Below are 17,842 nucleotides of genomic sequence, written 5' to 3'. Positions count from 1 at the left end.
GTAGTCGACACCGGATCGGCGGCGAACGCCTCCAAAGCCCCAGCCCCTCGGCTGTCCGACGAATTTTTTTATAAACTATCGATCGACACGAACACCTCCAAAGCCCCAGTCGCGAGGACTCGGTGCGCTCGCTGCGGTCCTCGTCACTCGTTTCACTCGTTCCTGCGGTCCTTGCGTCGCGCGCCGTCGTCCTCGCGACTGCCCCTTTGAGTCCCGCCTCGAACCGCCACGCACAGCACCTCACGCCTCCCCAGCCTCGTCGGTCGCCGAGCGAAGCGACGGCGACCGACTCCCTCGCGCGTGCGACATCGCGCCCTGCGGGCGCTCGTCGGCACGCGCCGACCGCACCGGCGCTCACTTATAAACAAACTCCGTACCGCGCACCCCCGAATCGGTGCGCTTCCGTCGACTCGCCCTCCGATCCGGATCGACGGTTGCCGGTCACTTCGCCGGCGCTTCCACCGCGAACGGCCGATACCGGCCCGCACGCCCGCGGACGCACAAGACTCAACGCTTATGAGGGGGCGGTCCAAACCCCAGCACGTTACGGAGACCTATATGAGCGATTGGATAGCGATTGGCGCCTTGGCGGTCGTCGGCCTGCTCATCCCGATAGCGATGATGACAGTGTCGGCGTTGCTCCGTCCGAGCGTGCCTGAGACCGGTAAAAGTACCACCTACGAGTCCGGCGAGACCCCGACGGGCGGGACGCGGATCCGGTTCAACATCCAGTACTACATGGTCGCGCTGTTGTTCGTCGTGTTCGACATCGAGACCGTGTTGCTGTTCCCGTGGGCGGTCATCTACCGCCCGGCCGTCCAGGCCGGCGTGCCGATGGCCGACCTGCTGTGGCCGATGTTGGCGTTCGTCGGAATCCTCGCGGTCGGACTCGTCTGGGCGTGGCGGTCGGGGGCGATTAGCTGGGCCCGCAGCCCCCGCGCGACCAGCAGAAAGACGACGGAGGACATCAACTAATGAGCAGCGATCAACCGTTTATCACCGACGAATCGCAGGTCGTAACCGAGACCAGAGACGCCCGGATGACCGGGCAGGGGGACCGGTTCAACTCCCGGCTCCGGGAGGCGTTCGGCTCCTCGCCGTTCATTCTCACCAAGTTCGACAAGTTCCTGAACTGGTGTCGGGGCTCCTCGATGTTCATGCTGCAGTTCGGCATCGCCTGCTGTAGCATCGAGATGATGCACACCTACGCGGTGAAACACGACCTCGACCGGTTCGGGAGCGGGGTCCCTCGCGCCTCCCCGCGGCAGGCCGACGTGATGATCGTCCCCGGGACGATCGTGTCGAAGTTCGCCCCGCGGATGAAGCGCGTCTACGACCAGATGCCCGAGCCGAAGTTCGTCGTCGGCATGGGCTCGTGTACCATCTCCGGTGGCCCGTTTCAGGAGGGGTACAACGTGATCAAAGGCGCCGAGGAGGTCATCCCGATCGACATCCACGTCCCCGGCTGTCCGCCCCGCCCCGAGGCGCTCGTGTACGGCGTCGTGAAGCTACAAGAGCGCGTCGCCAACGGCGAGGCAGCGCCCGTCACCGTCAAGCCGTACGAGCTAGAGGAGTTCTCGGACCTCGAACGCGACGAACTCGTCGACAAGCTGACCGACCAGATCGACGACGACGAGCTCGTCATGCGGTACAACTTCGCTGATTCGCCATGAGCCTCGAACGACCGGACACCGCCGACGACGCGGCGATCGAGCGCACCCCCGACGAGCTGGAGGCGCTGCTCGGCGACCTCGTCGTCGGCCGCGACGACCACCTGAACGCGCCCGCCTTCGTCATCCGCCCGGACACCGTTCAGGAGACGCTTCGGACCCTGAAAGAGCAGGCGGGATACGACCACCTCTCGGTCGTCTCCGCACAGGAGTACGAGAACCGCTACGAGTCGATCTACCACCTGAAGAAGTACGACGACCCGACCCAGGAGGTCAGCGTCGTCGTCCCCGCCGACAAGGACGACCCCGTCTCCGAGTCGGCCGAGCCCGTCTTCCGCACGGCCGACTGGCACGAGCGGGAGGCGTACGACCTGATCGGGATCGAGTACGACGACCACCCCGACCTGCGCCGGATCCTGCTGCCGGAGACCTGGCAGGGCCACCCCCTGTCGATGGACTACGACAAGGACCGGCCGCAGATCGCCACGCTGCCGGAGCACGCCAACCCGCTCGAGGACCACCACAAGGACGCGGAGTCCGACACGATGTTCCTCAACATCGGGCCGCACCACCCGGCGACCCACGGCGTCCTCCACCTGAAGACGGTCCTCGACGGCGAGCAGGTCGCCGACGTCGAGCCCGACATCGGCTACCTCCACCGCAGCGAGGAGCAGATGGCCCAGTCCGGCACGTACCGCCACCAGATCATGCCGTACCCGGACCGCTGGGACTACATCTCGGCGGGCCTGCTCAACGAGTGGGCGTACGCCCGCGCGGCCGAGGACCTCGCGGACATCGAGGTGCCCGAGTACGCACAGGTGATCCGCACGATGGGCGCGGAGATGTGCCGGATCGCCGCGCACATGCTCGCCTTGGCGACGTTCGCGCTCGACGTGAACGGCGACTTCACGGCGACGTTCATGTACGCCATCAACGACCGCGAGCGCGTCCAGGACCTGCTGGAGGACCTGACGGGTCAGCGGCTGATGTTCAATTACTTCCGGCTCGGCGGCGTCGTCTGGGACCTGCCCGAGCCCCGCGAGGAGTTCTTCTCGAACACCCGCGACTTCCTCGACCAGCTCCCGGAGTCGATCGAGGAGTACCACAACCTGATCACCTCGAACGAGGTGTTCCAGATGCGGACGATCGACACCGGAATCCTCCCGCCGGAGGTCGCGAAGAACTACGGCGCGACCGGCCCAGTCGCCCGCGGCTCCGGCGTCGACTACGACCTCCGCCGCGACGACCCGTACGGCTACTACGACGAGCTCGACTGGGACGTCGTGACCGAGGACGGCTGCGACAACTTCAGCCGCCTGCTCGTCCGGATGCGCGAGGTCGAGGAGTCGGCGAAGATCATCGAGCAGTGCGTCGACCTGCTGGAGGACTGGCCGGAGGACGAGCGGACGATCCAGGCGAACGTGCCACGCACGCTGCGCCCGGACGACGACACCGAGATCTACCGCGCCGTCGAGGGCGCGAAGGGCGAGCTCGGCATCTACATCCGGTCGGACGGGACGGACAAGCCGGCCCGCTTCAAGATCCGGTCGCCGTGCTTCTCGAACCTCCAGACCCTGCCGGAGATGGCGAACGGGGAGTACATCCCCGACGTCATCGCCGCGCTCGGTAGCCTCGACATCGTGCTCGGGGAGGTGGACCGCTGATGGCCGCGGCGCCCGCGCAGCTGTTCCCCGAGTTCATCGTCGACACGCTCGGGCTCGACAGCGTCATCGGCGAGGTCGCGGCCTCGCTGGTCGCCGCGTTCGTCGTCGGGAACATCATCCTCGCGTTCACGGGCGTCGCGGGCCCGTGGGCGAAGCGGAAGATCACGGCCGCGTTCACCGACCGGATCGCGGTCAACCGGATCGGCCCGTACGGCCTGCTCATCATCCCGGCGGCCGCGGTCCAGCTCCTCGCGAAGGAGCTCATCATCCCCGAGGGCGTCGACCGCCCCTCGTGGGACATCGCCCCGGTCCTCCTGCCGGCCTCGGCGCTTCTGGGCTTCTCCGTCATCCCGATGGGGCAGCTGGGACCGATCAACCTCCACCTCGCGGACCCGGAGGTCGGGTTCGCGCTGGTGTTCGCGTTCGCGTCGATCGCGTCCGTCTCGCTGGTGATGGCCGGCTACGCGTCGAACAACAAGTACTCGCTGCTCGGTGGCCTCCGCGCCGTCGCGCAGAACCTCGCGTACGAGATCCCGCTCATCGTCACGGCGATGTCGGTCGTGATCTTCGCCGGGACGCTCCAGATGAGCGGCGTCGTCGGCGCGCAGACGGAGACGCTGGTGACGATCGCCGGAGTCTCGATCCCGTCGTGGTACGCGTTCGTGAACCCGTTCGCGTTCGTGTTGTTCCTCACGGCGAACATGGCCGAGATCGGGCGGAACCCGTTCGACATCCCCGAGGCGCCGACGGAGATCGTCGCGGGGTACCAGACGGAGTACTCCTCGGCGTACTTCGTCCTCTTCTACCTCGGGGAGTTCGTCCATATCTTCCTCGGCGGAGCGATCCTCGCCGTGACGTTCCTCGGCGGCGCCTCCGGACCGGGCCCGGAGAGCATCAGCTTCATCTGGTTCGTGGTGAAGATCTGGGGCTTCTTCCTGTTCACGCAGTGGGCCCGCGCCGCGCTGCCGCGCGTCCGCATCGATCAGCTGATCGAGATCGGCTGGAAGGGAATGCTGGTGCTGTCGTTCGCGAACCTGGTGCTCACGGCCGTAATCGTGGGGGTGATCGCCTGATATGATCGGACTCATGAAATCCATGGCGACGACAATGAAACACGCGCTTGACGGGTCGACGTTCACGGTGGAATACCCGGAGGACGCGCCCGAGGTGAGCCCGCGGTTCCGCGGGGTCCACAAGTTCAGCCAGGAGCGGTGTATCTGGTGTCGGCAGTGCGAGAACGTCTGTCCGAACGACACGATCCAGATCGTTCAGGACGACCAGCGCAACGGCGAGCAGTACAACCTCCACATCGGGCAGTGTATCTACTGCCGGCTCTGCGAGGAGGTCTGCCCCGTCGACGCCATCCTGCTGACCCAGAACTTCGAGTTCACCGCGGACACGAAAGACGACTTCGTGTTCAACAAAGAACAGCTCAAGAACGTCCCGTGGTACAAGGGGATCGACCCGCTGGAGTCCCGCAACCCAGATCGCGGCGCGTGGATCGGGGAAGGCGACGGCGAGGTCGACTACCAGTAGCGGGCACGTCTCGAAATCTTCAAAGGGGTTCTCATAGGAGACAAACACAATGGTTTATGCTACTATCGCGTTCGGGCTGTTCGCCGCGGTCACGCTGGCGTTCGCCCTCGGGGTCGTCCTGGCGCGCGACGTGTTCCACGCCGCGCTGCTTCTGGGCGGAGCCCTCACGAGCGTCGCGGTACACTACGTGATGCTGCGGGCGGAGTTCATCGCCGCCATGCAGATCCTCGTCTACGTGGGCGGGGTCCTCATCTTAGTCACGTTCGCCGTGATGCTCACGCGATCGGACACGGAAACGGAGGTGAGTAGCGCGTGAGCAACGACGAGAGCCGCGGCTCCCGGATCGCGCCCGCGATCGCCGTGGGCGCGCTGTTCGCGGTGTTGGCCGCGACGGTCAACGGGGCGACGTTCGGCTTCGAAGCGGTCGGCTTCCCGGCGGACGCCTCGATCGTCCACAACCTCGGGTACGCCCTCTTCAACCTCGGCGCGTACGACGTCGCGACCGTCCCCGCGGAGGGGTTCCTCGCGGCGTTCCTGATCGCCGCGGTCGCGCTCGACGTCGCGGTCGACGGCGCCGTTTACCTCGCGAAACGCGAGGAGGACGGCTCGGTCATCGCGGCGGTCGGAGGGGCGTTCACCGACGGCGGCCGCGACGGGGGTGACCGGCGGTGACCGCCGTCGCGTCCACGATCCCGCCGTCGTGGTACCTGCTGTTGGCGTCGGCCGTGTTCTGTGTCGGGCTGTTCGGCGTACTGACGCGGCGGAGCGCGCTGTACTTCCTCATGAGCGTCGAGCTCATGATGAACGCGGCCAACATCAACTTCGTCGCGTTCGCGCTGTACTACGGCGACCTCACGGGGCAGGTGTTCGCGCTGTTCGTTATCGCGCTCGCCGCCGCCGAGGTCGCGATCGGCATCGGCATCATACTCGTGTTATACCGCAACTTCGGCACGACCGACGTGACTGTCCCCGCGGAGATGAGGTGGTAAAATGGTGAACGCATTCGCATACGTTCCGGCGATCGTACTCCTCCCGTTCTTCTCGTTCCTGGTCGCGCTCGGCGCGGGCAGGTACCTCCCGAAGGGAGGCGCCTTCGGCGGTATCGCGGCGACGGCGGGATCGTTCCTGCTGTCGATATGGGTCGCGGCGACCGTCGCGGGCGGGCAGGCGTACAACGAGACGCTGTACTACTGGGCGAGCGAGGGCGGCGCGGGGATCGGTCCGACGGACATCGAGCTGTCTTTCGGCGTCCTGATCGACCCGCTGTCGGCGCTCATGCTCGTTATCGTGACGCTCGTCGCCCTGCTCGTACACGTGTTCTCGCTCGGCTACATGAACGACGAGGGCGAGACGGGGCTGCCGCGCTACTACGCCGGACTCGGCCTCTTCACGGCGTCGATGCTCGGCTTCGTCGTCGCCGACAACCTGCTGATGGCGTTCATGTTCTTCGAGCTGGTCGGGCTCTGCTCGTACCTGCTCATCGGCTTCCACTTCCGGGAGCCCGGGCCGCCGTCGGCCGCGAAGAAGGCGTTCCTCGTCACGCGCTTCGGGGACTACTTCTTCCTCGTCGGCGTCGTCGCGGTGTTCGCCACCTTCGGCACGGCGCAGTTCGCCGGCCCCGAGTCGTTCCCGGCGCTCGCGGACGCGGCGCTCAACGGCTCCGGCTCGGTCGCGTGGACGCCCGGCGGCCTCGAACTCGGGACGTGGCTGACGGTCGTCGGCCTGCTCGTCCTCGGCGGCGTCGTCGGCAAGTCCGCGCAGTTCCCGCTTCACACGTGGCTTCCCGACGCGATGGAGGGCCCGACGCCCGTCTCTGCGCTCATCCACGCCGCGACGATGGTCGCGGCCGGCGTCTACCTCGTCGCGCGGATGTACGGCTTCTACGTGCTGACGCCGACGACGATGGCGGTCATCGCCTTCGTCGGCGGCTTCACGGCCCTGTTCGCGGCGACGATGGGCGTGGTGAAAGACGAGCTGAAGCAGGTGCTCGCGTACTCCACCATCTCGCAGTACGGCTACATGATGCTCGCGCTCGGCGCGGGCGGGTACGTGGCCGCGGTCTTCCACCTGACCACTCACGCGTTCTTCAAGGCGCTGCTGTTCCTCGGCGCCGGGTCGGTCATCATCGCGATGCACCACAACGAGGATATGTGGGACATGGGCGGGCTTAAATCGCGGCTGCCCGTCACCTACTACACCTTCCTCGCGGGCTCGCTGGCGCTCGCGGGCATCTTCCCGTTCGCCGGCTTCTGGTCGAAAGACGAGATCCTCTACGAGGCGCTCGTCCACGGCCTCAACGACCCGCTGCTGCTCGGCGGCTACCTGATGGGACTGCTCGCGGTGCCGGTCACCGCCTTCTACACCTTCCGGATGGTGTTCCTGACGTTCCACGGCGAGCCCCGGAGCGACACCGCCCGCGACCCCGAACCCGTCGGCTGGAACGTGAAGGGACCGCTGACGGTCCTCGGGTCGCTCGCGGTCGTCACCGGCCTCATCAACATGGTCCCGGTCCAGAAGGTCCTCGGCCTCGAGGGGATCGACCTGCTCCACCGCTGGCTCGACAACGAGTGGGGCGGAATTGAGGGGCTCTCCTCGCACCACTACGCCGACATCAGCCCGTACAACAGCGGGTACCTCGTCGGCGGTGAGGTCGGCACCGTCCTCGTCGGCGCGGCCGTCTCGCTCGGCCTCGCGCTGCTCGGACTCGGACTCGCCCGGCGGCTCTACGACGTGCCGTCGCCGACGGAACACACCGCCAAACTCGGCGGGGTCAAAGACGTGCTGTACAACAACTACTACCTCGACGAACTGCAGGTCTGGCTCGCGCATCGGACGGAAGACATCGCGGGCGGCGCGGACACCTTCGACCAGGGGATCATCGACGGCGTCGTGAACGGCGTCTCCTCGGTGAGCCTGACCGGCGGCGGTCGGATCCGGAAGCTCCAGTCGGGGGTCGTCTCGCAGTACGCCGCGCTGCTCACCTTCGGACTCGTCGCGCTGTTGCTCGTACTCGGCGCGACCGGGGGGTGGTTCCTGTGATACTCGAAGCGCTCATGGCCGCCGCCTTCGTCGGCGCGCTGACGGTGTTCCTCGCGCCCGACGAGTGGGCCGGCCGGCTGGCGTTCGCGATCAGCCTGATCCCGTTCGCCGGCAGCCTCTCCCTCTGGTCCGGCTTCGAGGCCGGCGGAAACGCGCTGCTCGGCGGGGAAATCGCGTACGCGACCCGGATAGAGTGGCTCGAAGTCGGCGGTCGCAGCGTCTCGTGGTTCGTCGGGCTCGACGGGATCAGCCTCCCGCTGTTCGTGCTCACGACGTTCCTCGTGCCGCTGGCGATCCTCAGCGCGTGGACGCCCGTCGACACGCGACAGAGCCAGTTCTACGGGCTCATGCTGTTCATGGAGGCGAACCTGCTGGGCGTGTTCGCCGCGCTCGACTTCTTCCTCTGGTTCGTCTTCTGGGAGGCCGTGCTGGTCCCGATGTACTTCCTCATCGGGATCTGGGGCGGTCCGCGCCGCAAGTACGCCGCGATCAAGTTCTTCGTCTACACGAACGCGGCGTCGCTGCTGATGTTCATCGGCTTCATGAGCCTCGTGTTCGCGCTCGGCGACTCGGTGTCGTCGTTCGCGCTGCCAGAGATCGCGCAGGCGATCGCCGCGGGCGACCTGAGCGCGTGGTTCGGCATCCCGCCGGACCGGATCGCGATGGTCGCGTTCCTCGCGATGTTCCTCGGGTTCGCGGTGAAGGTCCCGATCGTGCCCTTCCACACGTGGCTGCCGGACGCGCACGTTCAGGCGCCGACCCCCGCGTCGGTGCTCCTGGCCGGCGTCCTCCTGAAGATGGGGACGTACGCGCTGCTCCGGTTCAACTTCACGATGCTGCCCGAACAGGCGTCGATCCTCGCGGTCCCGATCGCCGCGGTCGCCGTCGTCAGCGTCATCTACGGCGCGATGCTGGCGCTGGCACAGAAGGACCTCAAGCGGATCGTCGCGTACTCCTCCGTCTCGTCGATGGGGTACGTCATCCTCGGGCTTATCGTCTTCACCGAGTACGGGATCGGCGGCGCGACGTTCCAGATGGTCGCGCACGGGCTCATCTCCGGGCTGATGTTCATGGCGGTCGGCGTCATCTACAACGCCACCCACACCCGGATGGTCGGCGACATGGCCGGCATGGCCGACCGGATGCCGGTCACCGTCGGCATCCTCGTCGCCGGCGCCTTCGGCTACATGGGGCTGCCGCTGATGGCCGGCTTCGCGGGCGAGTTCTTCATCTTCGTGGGCTCGCTGTCCGCGCCGGCGCTCCCGTACGCGCCGGCCTTCACGGCGCTCGCCATGTTCGGTATCGTCATCGTCGCCGGCTACCTGCTGTCGGCGATGCAGAGCACGCTGTTCGGCCCGTTCGAACTGGAGACCGACTACGACGTCGGGCCCGCGGCGTTCCACGACGTCGCCCCGCTCGCGGTGCTTCTGGCGGCGATCATCGTGCTGGGCGTCGCGCCCGACATCTTCTTCGAGATGATCCGTGACGCCGCCCTGCCGGTCGTCGAGGGGGTGACGGTCGATGGTTAACGGTCTCCCCGCCGTGACGGCGCTGCTGCCGGCGCTGCTGTTCGCCGCCACCGGGCTCACGCTGCTGTTGGTCGACACGATCCGGCCGGACGCGCGGTCGAACACGTCGATGGCGGTCGTCGGGGCGATCGGCTCGCTCGCCGCGCTCGCAGCCAGCGTCTGGCTCACCGCGAGCGGCGCGGTGAATCCGGACTCCGGCGCGGTCCTCCTGTTCGCGGACGCGATCAAGGTGGACACGATGGCGCTGTTCTTCACCGCCATCTTCGCGTCGGTGACCGCGCTGGTGCTGGTCGCCGCGCACGACTACTTCCACGACCACGACAACCCGGCGGCGTTCTACTCGCTCGTGACGTTCGCCGCGACCGGGATGGCGATTTTGGCGGTCGCGAACTCCCTCGCCGTCGTGTTCGTCGCCTTAGAGATGGTGTCGCTGCCGTCGTACGTGCTCGTCGCGTACCTCAAGCAGAACCGCGGGAGCGTCGAGGCGGGGCTGAAGTACTTCCTCGTCGGCGCGCTCTCGTCGGCGATCTTCCTGTTCGGCATCTCGCTCGTGTACGCGGCCACCGGGTCGCTCATCCTGAGTGATATCGCGTCGGCGTCGATCGAGGGACTCACCGGCGTGCTCGGCGTCGGCATCGTGATGATGATCGGCGGCGTCGCGTTCAAGACGGCCTCCGTCCCGTTCCACTTCTGGGCGCCGGAGGCGTACGAGGGCGCGCCCGCCCCCGTGAGCGCGTTCCTCTCGTCGGCCTCGAAGGCGGCCGGGTTCGTCGTCGCGTTCCGCGTGTTCACCGAGGCATTCCCGATCGAGATGGCGGTCGCGGCGAACATCGACTGGATGCTCGCCTTCGCGATTCTCGCGGCAGTCACGATGACGCTCGGTAACTTCGCGGCCGCGGTCCAGGAGGAGGTCAAGCGCATGCTCGCGTACTCCTCTATCGGCCACGCCGGCTACGCGCTCATCGGTGTCGCCGCGCTCACGGTCGACGGCCCCGCGAACGGCACCGTCATGGGCGCCGCGATGGCGCACCTGCTCGTCTACGGGTTCATGAACACCGGCGCGTTCCTCTTCGTCGCGATGGCGGAGCGGTGGGGCGTCGGTCGCACCTTCGCGGACTACGCGGGGCTCTGGCGGCGCGCGCCGGTCGCCTCCGTCGCGATGGCCGTGTTCATGTTCTCGCTGGCGGGGCTCCCGCCGTTCGCCGGGTTCTTCTCGAAGTACTTCCTGTTCCAGGCGGCCATCGACAACGGGTTCCTGTGGCTCGCCGGACTCGGCGCGATAAACAGCGTCGTGTCGCTGTACTACTACAGCCGGGTCGTGAAGGCGCTGTTCCTGGACGACCCCGCGTCGCCGAGCGCGCTCGACGCGATCGACGTGCGGCCGACGGCGCTGTACGCCGCGGTCGTCTTCGCGGCGGTCGCGACGGTCCTGCTCTTACCCGGCTTCGGCCCCGTCATCGAGACGGCCGAGGCGGCGGCCTCCGCGCTGTTCTAAGCGGCGCTCCCCTCCCGCTCCTTTCGCTTTCCACGCGTTCGGCACCCGCAGCGACCGCGCCGCGCTCGCGGGGTGCCGATCGGCGAGTCGCGCGCCGGCGCCCACAGATACTCGTTCGTTCGGCGCTTCGGTACCCTCGTGTCCCGGACTCGCACCTACCGGTGTCTGAACTGCCTCGACGAGACCGTCACGCGCTCGTTCGACACCTCTCACCTCTCGATGACCTGTCCGGACTGCGGGTCGTTCGAGCGGTTCGCGAACGAGTCGGTGATCGAGCGGTTCGAGTCGCTGGAGGCGTCGCCGCCGGCGGAGCTCGACTGGGACCGACTGGAACGCCGGGAGAAGCTGCTTGTCGCCGAGCGGCTCGCTCGCACGGATAAGACGCTCGCGGACTTCGACGTTGTCGGCGGCGACGCGACGGAGGGGTAGCGCCGCTCGCCCGTCCTACCGCGCGTACAGCTTGCCGCCGACGAGGTCGGTGAGTCCGACGCCGTTACCGGGCGTGACGGCCACGTAAGGCCGGTCGGCCGGCCCGAACACGTCGACGACGCGGCCGACCGTCGAGAGCGACTCGTCGACGACGCTCGCGCCGATCCGCGGGGGGTCCGCTCCGGCGTCGCCGCGGGCGATCGCGAGCCCGCCGGCGGTGCGGACGACGGTACCGACGCGCCGCACGGTCACTCCCGCAGGACGCCGAGGTACGCGGCGATCGCCTGGACGAGGTCGTTCTTCGCGGTGTCTTCGGTGCCCTTGACGGCCACGGAGCCGCGGGCCTCGAACTCCCGGGAGTACGTGGCGTCGCGCTCGACGACGGCGTCGTAGCCGACCTGCTGGACGGCCTTCGCGATCTCGTCGACCGTCGGCGCTTCGACCGCCAGATCCGTCGGGACGCGGCGGCCCTCCGAGCGGGACAGCTCGGCGTCGAAGTAGGCGGGGTAGACGACGTTCTCGACCATACCGGATACCCTCGCGCGCGGCGTAAGGTCGTTTCGGACCGCAGCGCGCTCGACGATCTTCAGCCCGTGCGGAACTCGAAGCGGGCCCCGCCGTCCTCGGCGGCGAGCGCGTGAGCGGTCCAGCCGTGCGCCTCGGCGATGCGCTCGCTGATGGCGAGTCCGAGCCCAGTGCCCGACTCGTCGGTCGTGAACCCGCTCTCGAACACTCGATCCCGCTCCTCCGCCGGCAGGCCGGTGCCGTCGTCTTCGACGTAGAACCCCGGCGCGGCCTCCCCGTCGTCGCGGAGCGTTCCCGCACCGACCCGGACCGAGAGCGGGTCGTCGGGGAGGTCGCGGTCGTGCTCGGCGCTGCCGTCGGGCTCCGCCTGACCGCCCGCAGAGCCGCGGTCCACGCTGTCGCCGGACGAAGTCCGGCCGCCCGCGGAACCGTGTTCCACGCTGTTCCGGAAGACGTTCTCGAACAGTTCGCACAGCCGCGTCCGGTTGGCGTCGAGGGTCGCGTCCGACTCGACGGTCAGCGTCGCGCTCCCCGTGTCGACGCTCTCCCAGGCTTCTCGAGCGACCTCGGACAGCGAGACGGACTCCGTCTCGCCGACAGCCCGCCCCTGTCTGGCCAGCGACAGGAGGTCGGCGACGAGCTCGTCCATCCGGTCTATCGCGTCCGCGGCCTTCGCGAGGTGGTCGACGTCGCCGGTCTCGCGCGCGAGGTCGACGTACCCCTCCGCGACCGACAGCGGGTTCCGGAGGTCGTGGGAGACGATGGACGCGAACTCGTCGAGCCGCTCGTTCTGCCGCCGGAGGGTCTCCTCTCGCTCGCGCCGGTCGGTGACGTCGGTGTAGATGGCGTAGCCCGCCGCGTTCGCCGCGTCGAGCCGGATCGGAATGACGTGGAGGATGAAGTGGCGCGGCCCCTCGGTAGTGGTCCGCGTCACCTCCTTCCGGACGTTCTCGCCGCGCCGCAGCTGATCGTTGAGCTCGCTGGCTTCCTCCCCGGAGTCGGGAGGAACGATGTAGTCGTCGATGGACTCGTCGAGCACCGTCTCGGCCTCGTAGCCGAACGTCCGCTCGAACGCGTCGTTCACCTGCCGGACGATCGGATCGCCGTCGACGTAATCGTAGGCGATCGCCGGGTCCGGGACGTTCGTGAACAGCGCGAGCAGCCGGTCGCGCTCGGTCCGGAGCGTCTCGGTGACGGCGATCCGGTCGAGCGTCTCCTCGAGGTGGGAGGCGAGCAGCTCCGCCAGCCGACGGTCGTCGCCGTCGAAGTCATCGGCGCAGTCGCCCCCGTCGGCGGCCAGCTGAAAGACCACGTCGTCGCCCACGGGGACGGTGAGAACCGTGTCGAACCGGCTCTCGGGGTTCGGATTCGGGGCGATGGAGACGTCGCCGGTCTGGACGGCCTTTCCGGCCACGCCGGTGCCGACGCGGACGCGGTCACAGTCCTCTACCGGCGTCCCGCTGGAGGCGACGACCGGCTCGACCCACTCCTCGTCGCGGACGGCGACCACGCACTGGTACTCCGGGAACACCTGCTCGGCGACCGCGACGGCCGCCCGGTACGCCTCGTCGACCGACCTGACGGCTGCGAGCTCCGTCATCCCGGCGTTGAGCTGTTCGATCCGGGAGGGAGTCCGCGTCGGCTCCGACCGGACGACGGACCGCCGGTCCCGGGCGAGCAGCCACGACACCGTCCCCGAGAGCGCCTCGAGCGACCCGGCGACCGCGTCCACGAGCGGGTCGGTCGCGACGCGGCCCGTCGGGTCGTCGACGTACGCGACCACGGCGCCGGCGCGGTCGGCCGACCGGACCCGTTCGAGGCCCGCCTCGTCGACGACGACGGTCGCGTCGGCCCCGACGAGCCGGGCCTCGTCCACTCCCCCCGGGGCGGCGGCGTGCGTCTCGACCGCGACGGTCTCGCCGTCGGCGGAGTCGCGGCGCTCGGCGCCGAGCCGCTTCCCGACGTCGTCGCCCAGCTCGGGGTCGTCGGCGAGCACGAGGACCGACGCGCGCTCGCCTAGCGCGGAAGTCACAATTATACATGTTACGCCGCGCAGAGAGTATAAATCTTCGTACCGATCGGCGAACCCCGGCGCGGTTGTCCGTTTCCGACGATCGTGGCACCCTCACGCGTCCGGGAGGCCGCCTCGACCGTCCGGGAGGCCGCCTCGGCCGTCCGGGAGACCGATCGCCGGCGCTCTCGACGAACGTCGCCGGTCGAGTCCGTCTCGCGGCGGCGAGCGACGGCGTCGCGGCCGACGAGCGACCCCGGAACCCTTTTGGAGCAACACGGGCCACGTTCGTGTAATGAGCGATCTCGAAGCGGAGTACCGTCTCGACTACTTCGAGGAGGAGGGGTTCGAGCGCAAGGAGTGCACCTCCTGCGGCGCGCACTTCTGGACCCGCGACGCCGACCGCGAACTGTGCGGCGAGCCGCCCTGCGAGGACTACAGCTTCATCGACGACCCGGGGTTCCCGGAGGCCCGATCGCTGTCGGAGATGCGCGAGGCGTTCCTCTCCTTCTTCGAAGAACACGGCCACGAGCGGATCGACCCGTACCCGGTCGCCGCGAACCGGTGGCGCGACGACGTCCTCCTGACGCAGGCGTCGATCTACGACTTCCAGCCGCTCGTCACGTCGGGACGGACCCCGCCGCCGGCGAACCCGTTGACCATCTCCCAGCCCTGTATCCGGATGCAGGACATCGACAACGTCGGCAAGACGGGTCGGCACACGATGGCGTTCGAGATGATGGCCCACCACGCGTTCAACACGCGCGAGGCGGTCGACGAAGGGGAGTACGCCTACCACGGCGAAGTGTACTGGAAAGACGAGACGGTCCGGTACTGCGACGAGCTGTTCGAGTCCCTCGGCGCCGACCTCGAGGAGATCACGTACATCGAGGACCCGTGGGTCGGCGGCGGCAACGCCGGTCCCGCCATCGAGGTCATCTACAAGGGCGCCGAGCTGGCGACGCTCGTCTTCATGTGTATGGAGCGGGACCCCGACGGCGACTACGAGATGAAAGACGGGCACACGTACTCGTTCATGGACACGTACATCGTCGACACCGGGTACGGGCTCGAACGATGGACGTGGATGAGCCAGGGGACCGCGACGGTGTACGAGGCGATCTACCCCGACGCCATCGACTTCCTGAAGGACAACGCGGGCATCGAGCGCACGGACGAGGAACGCGAGATCGTCCACCGCGCCGCGAAGCTCTCCGGCCGGCTCGACATCGACGACGTCGACGACGTGGAGGCGGCGCGCGGCGAGATAGCCGACCGGCTCGACGTCGATGTCGACCGGCTGCGCGAACTGGTCGAGCCGCTCGAGTCGATCTACGCGATCGCGGACCACTCGCGGACGCTCGCGTACATGTTCGGCGACGAGATCGTCCCCTCGAACGTCGGCACGGGCTACCTCGCGCGGATGGTGTTACGCCGGATGAAGCGGCTCGTCGACGAGGTGGGCGTCGACGCGCCCCTCGACGAGCTCGTCGACATGCAGGCCGAGCGGCTCGGCTACGAGAACCGCGACACGATCCGGGAGATCGTTCGGAGCGAGGAGCGGAAGTACGAACAGACGTTAGAGCGCGGCGCCCGCAAGGTCGAACAGCTCGCCGACGAGTACGCCGGGACCGGCGAGCCGATCCCGACCGAGGAGCTGTTAGAGCTGTACGACTCCCACGGGATCCAGCCCGACATGGTCGCCGACATCGCTGACGAGCGGGGCGCGACCGTCGACGTGCCGGACGACTTCTACGCGCTCGTCGCCGACAGACACGAGGAGGGCGACGCGGCGGACGAGCGCGACGAGCGCGACGAGCGGCTCGCGGACCTCCCCGAGACCGAGAAGCTGTTCTACGACGACCAGGGACGCACAGAGTTCGAGGCGGTCGTCCTCGACGTGTTGGAGGCCGAGGAGGGGTACGACGTGGTGTTAGACCAGACGATGTTCTACCCCGAGGGCGGCGGCCAGCCGGCCGACCGGGGGCAGCTCACGGTCGGTGAGACCACCGTCGACGTTACCGACGTCCAGGAGGTCGACGGCGTCGTCCTCCATCGGGCGGACGCGGACCCCGGGAAAGGCGAGTTCGTCCGCGGACAGGTGGACGGCGACCGCCGCGACCGGCTCCGCGCGCACCACACCGCGACCCACCTCATCGGCCACGCCGCCCGCGAGGTGCTCGGCGACCACGTCCGACAGGCGGGCGCCCAGAAGGGGACGGACTCCGCGCGGCTCGACGTGCGCCACTTCGAGCGTATCACCCGGGAGGACGTGACGGCGATCGAACGCGTCGCCAACGAACTGGTTCGCGACGACGTCCGCGTCCGGCAGGAGTGGCCCGACCGCAACGAGGCGGAGGCCGAACACGGCTTCGACCTGTACCAGGGCGGCGTTCCGCCGGGAACGAACGTCCGCCTGATCCACGTCGGCGACGCCGATGTCCAGGCCTGCGCGGGCACCCACGTCGACCGGACCGGCGAGATCGGCGCCGTGAAGGTGCTGAAGACGGAGCCGGTTCAGGACGGCGTCGAGCGCATCGCCTTCGCCGCCGGGGCCGCGGCGATCGAGGCGACTCAGCGAACCGAGGACGCGCTGTACGACGCGGCCGACGTCTTAGACGTCGACCCGCTCGACGTCCCCGACACCGCCGAGCGATTCTTCGAGGAGTGGAAGGCGCGGGGGAAGGAGATCGAGTCGCTCAAAGAGGAGCTGGCGGCCGCGCGCGCCGCCGGCGGCGCCGACGCCGAGGCGGTCGAGGTCGCCGGGGCGACCGCGGTGATCCAGCGGCTCGACGGGGACGCCGACGAGCTGCGCGCGACCGCGAACGCCCACGTCGACGACGGGAAGGTCGCGGTGATCGGCAGCGGCGCGGGCGGCTCCGCGAGCTTCGTCGTCGGCGTGCCCGACGGGGTCGACGTGAACGCCGGCCAGGTGGTGTCCGAACTCGCGGCCCGCGTCGGCGGCGGGGGCGGCGGCCCGCCGGACTTCGCGCAGGGCGGGGGACCCGACGCGGACGCGCTCGACGACGCGCTCGCGGCGGCGCCGGACGTCCTTCGCAGTCTCCAAGAGGCCTAGTTCCTTCCCCGCGAGTTCGATATGCCATACGCGACCAACGCCGGCGTCGAGATCCGGTACGAGGTGGACGCGCCCGACGCGGGCCCGGACGACGAGGCGGTCGTCTTCTGCGGCGACGTGGGCCTCGGCGCCTGGCAGTTCGGCTGGCAACACGCCGCGCTGGCGGGGCCGCACACGGTGATAACGCCCGAGACGCGCGGCGTCGGGCGGTCGGACGCGCCGCCCGGTCCGTACCGGGTCGAGACGCTCGCCGCCGACCTCGACGCGGTCTGTGCCGCCGAGGGGGTCCGGAACGCCCACCTCGTGGGCTACGGCCTCGGCGGCGCGGTCGCGCTGACGGCCGCGCTCGAATCGTCGCGCCCGGCGAGTCTCGCGCTGGTGGGCACGCCGCCCGCGGGCGACGCGTACAACCCCGCCGGCGTCTGGGCCGACCCGGCCGACCCGGCCGCGGTCGAGGGGTCGCTGAACGGGCTGCTCTCGGTCGACTTCCGCGAGGCGCATCCGGACGCCCTCTCGCGGATCGCGGAGTGGCGTCTCGCGGAGGACGCCGACCGCGAGGCGTATCAGGCGCACCGCGCCGCGCTCGACGGGTTCGATCTGGCAGACGGCCTCTTCGAGGTCACGACGCCGGCGCTCGTCGTCCACGGGACCGACGACACGGCCTGTCCCGTCACGGCCGGCGAGACGCTCGCGGAGGGGCTCCCGCGCGGCGAGTTCCACGCCGTCGAGGGCGCTCGGCACCTCGTCGGGGTCGAGGCGTCGGCGGCGGTCAACGACCTGCTCACGGGCTGGCTCGCGGAGCACGCGACCGCGACGTTCGAATAGCCGGCCGGTTCGAAGCCGCGGGGCCTCCGTCGGCGTCGTCGGC

General features: G+C 68.8%; 17 protein-coding genes. 14 read left to right on the top strand and 3 right to left on the bottom strand.

What is annotated here, in order from left to right; translation table 11 throughout:
- The first annotated feature begins 558 nt into the window (after positions 1 to 558).
- From EXE42_RS11385 to EXE42_RS11330, 12 genes are all read left to right on the top strand, one after another.
- On the top strand, positions 559 to 975 hold the full coding sequence (locus EXE42_RS11385) for an NADH-quinone oxidoreductase subunit A (RefSeq protein WP_004596397.1): 417 nt from the start codon (positions 559 to 561) through the stop codon (positions 973 to 975).
- Complete coding sequence (locus EXE42_RS11380) at positions 975 to 1,673, top strand: NADH-quinone oxidoreductase subunit B (RefSeq protein WP_006629677.1); 699 nt, start codon at positions 975 to 977, stop codon at positions 1,671 to 1,673. The genes EXE42_RS11385 and EXE42_RS11380 overlap by 1 nt, the downstream gene beginning before the upstream one ends.
- A complete protein-coding gene (locus EXE42_RS11375) occupies positions 1,670 to 3,334 on the top strand; it encodes an NADH-quinone oxidoreductase subunit D (RefSeq protein WP_092921165.1) in 1,665 nt (554 codons plus the stop codon). The genes EXE42_RS11380 and EXE42_RS11375 overlap by 4 nt, the downstream gene beginning before the upstream one ends.
- Positions 3,334 to 4,407, top strand: a complete 1,074-nt coding sequence (locus EXE42_RS11370; RefSeq protein WP_092921166.1) for a complex I subunit 1 family protein — start codon at positions 3,334 to 3,336, stop codon at positions 4,405 to 4,407. Before EXE42_RS11375 ends, EXE42_RS11370 begins: the two co-directional genes overlap by 1 nt.
- 1 nt (position 4,408) lies before the next feature.
- Positions 4,409 to 4,870, top strand: coding sequence for an NADH-quinone oxidoreductase subunit I (locus EXE42_RS11365; protein WP_004596401.1), 462 nt, complete (start codon positions 4,409 to 4,411; stop codon positions 4,868 to 4,870).
- A gap of 49 nt (positions 4,871 to 4,919) precedes the next feature.
- Entirely contained in the window at positions 4,920 to 5,186 is a 267-nt protein-coding gene (locus tag EXE42_RS11360) for an NADH-quinone oxidoreductase subunit J (protein ID WP_008440357.1), read from the top strand.
- Positions 5,183 to 5,542 (top strand): hypothetical protein, encoded by a 360-nt coding sequence (locus EXE42_RS11355; protein WP_092921167.1) that lies wholly within the window; start codon positions 5,183 to 5,185, stop codon positions 5,540 to 5,542. The genes EXE42_RS11360 and EXE42_RS11355 overlap by 4 nt, the downstream gene beginning before the upstream one ends.
- Positions 5,539 to 5,859: an NADH-quinone oxidoreductase subunit NuoK gene (gene nuoK / locus EXE42_RS11350; RefSeq protein WP_092921168.1), complete on the top strand. Its 321-nt coding sequence runs from the start codon at positions 5,539 to 5,541 to the stop codon at positions 5,857 to 5,859. The genes EXE42_RS11355 and nuoK overlap by 4 nt, the downstream gene beginning before the upstream one ends.
- A gap of 1 nt (position 5,860) precedes the next feature.
- Complete coding sequence (nuoL, locus tag EXE42_RS11345) at positions 5,861 to 7,909, top strand: NADH-quinone oxidoreductase subunit L (protein ID WP_137706549.1); 2,049 nt, start codon at positions 5,861 to 5,863, stop codon at positions 7,907 to 7,909.
- 14 nt (positions 7,910 to 7,923) lie between these two features.
- Entirely contained in the window at positions 7,924 to 9,438 is a 1,515-nt protein-coding gene (locus EXE42_RS11340; protein WP_092921382.1) for a NuoM family protein, read from the top strand.
- Positions 9,431 to 10,933: an NADH-quinone oxidoreductase subunit N gene (locus EXE42_RS11335; protein WP_092921170.1), complete on the top strand. Its 1,503-nt coding sequence runs from the start codon at positions 9,431 to 9,433 to the stop codon at positions 10,931 to 10,933. The genes EXE42_RS11340 and EXE42_RS11335 overlap by 8 nt, the downstream gene beginning before the upstream one ends.
- 138 nt (positions 10,934 to 11,071) lie before the next feature.
- Positions 11,072 to 11,362, top strand: a complete 291-nt coding sequence (locus EXE42_RS11330; protein WP_092921384.1) for a hypothetical protein — start codon at positions 11,072 to 11,074, stop codon at positions 11,360 to 11,362.
- A gap of 15 nt (positions 11,363 to 11,377) precedes the next feature.
- Here the strand turns inward: EXE42_RS11330 and EXE42_RS11325 are convergent, their stop codons facing one another.
- From EXE42_RS11325 to EXE42_RS11315, 3 genes are read right to left on the bottom strand one after another with little or no spacing between them, the layout of a single operon-like run.
- Positions 11,378 to 11,608 (bottom strand): H/ACA ribonucleoprotein complex subunit GAR1, encoded by a 231-nt coding sequence (locus EXE42_RS11325; protein ID WP_137706548.1) that lies wholly within the window; start codon positions 11,606 to 11,608, stop codon positions 11,378 to 11,380.
- A gap of 2 nt (positions 11,609 to 11,610) precedes the next feature.
- Positions 11,611 to 11,889 carry a signal recognition particle subunit SRP19 gene (srp19, locus tag EXE42_RS11320; protein WP_092921171.1) on the bottom strand — a complete coding sequence of 93 codons (279 nt, stop codon included), beginning with the start codon at positions 11,887 to 11,889 and terminating at the stop codon, positions 11,611 to 11,613.
- Between the two features lie 59 nt (positions 11,890 to 11,948).
- The gene (locus tag EXE42_RS11315; protein WP_137706547.1) at positions 11,949 to 13,919 is read right to left on the bottom strand and encodes an ATP-binding protein; all 1,971 of its coding nucleotides are present in this window, start codon (positions 13,917 to 13,919) and stop codon (positions 11,949 to 11,951) included.
- A 274-nt stretch (positions 13,920 to 14,193) separates the two neighbouring features.
- Here EXE42_RS11315 and alaS point away from each other — a divergent pair, with 274 nt between their 5' ends.
- Both alaS and EXE42_RS11305 read left to right on the top strand, forming a co-directional pair.
- A complete protein-coding gene (gene alaS / locus EXE42_RS11310; protein WP_137706546.1) occupies positions 14,194 to 16,974 on the top strand; it encodes an alanine--tRNA ligase in 2,781 nt (926 codons plus the stop codon).
- A gap of 21 nt (positions 16,975 to 16,995) precedes the next feature.
- Positions 16,996 to 17,799, top strand: coding sequence for an alpha/beta fold hydrolase (locus EXE42_RS11305; RefSeq protein WP_137706545.1), 804 nt, complete (start codon positions 16,996 to 16,998; stop codon positions 17,797 to 17,799).
- Positions 17,800 to 17,842 lie beyond the last annotated feature (43 nt).

The organism is Halorubrum sp. SP3, from assembly GCF_005435195.1.
GTDB lineage: Archaea > Halobacteriota > Halobacteria > Halobacteriales > Haloferacaceae > Halorubrum > Halorubrum sodomense.
This window is presented reverse-complemented; position numbering and strand designations above follow the sequence as displayed.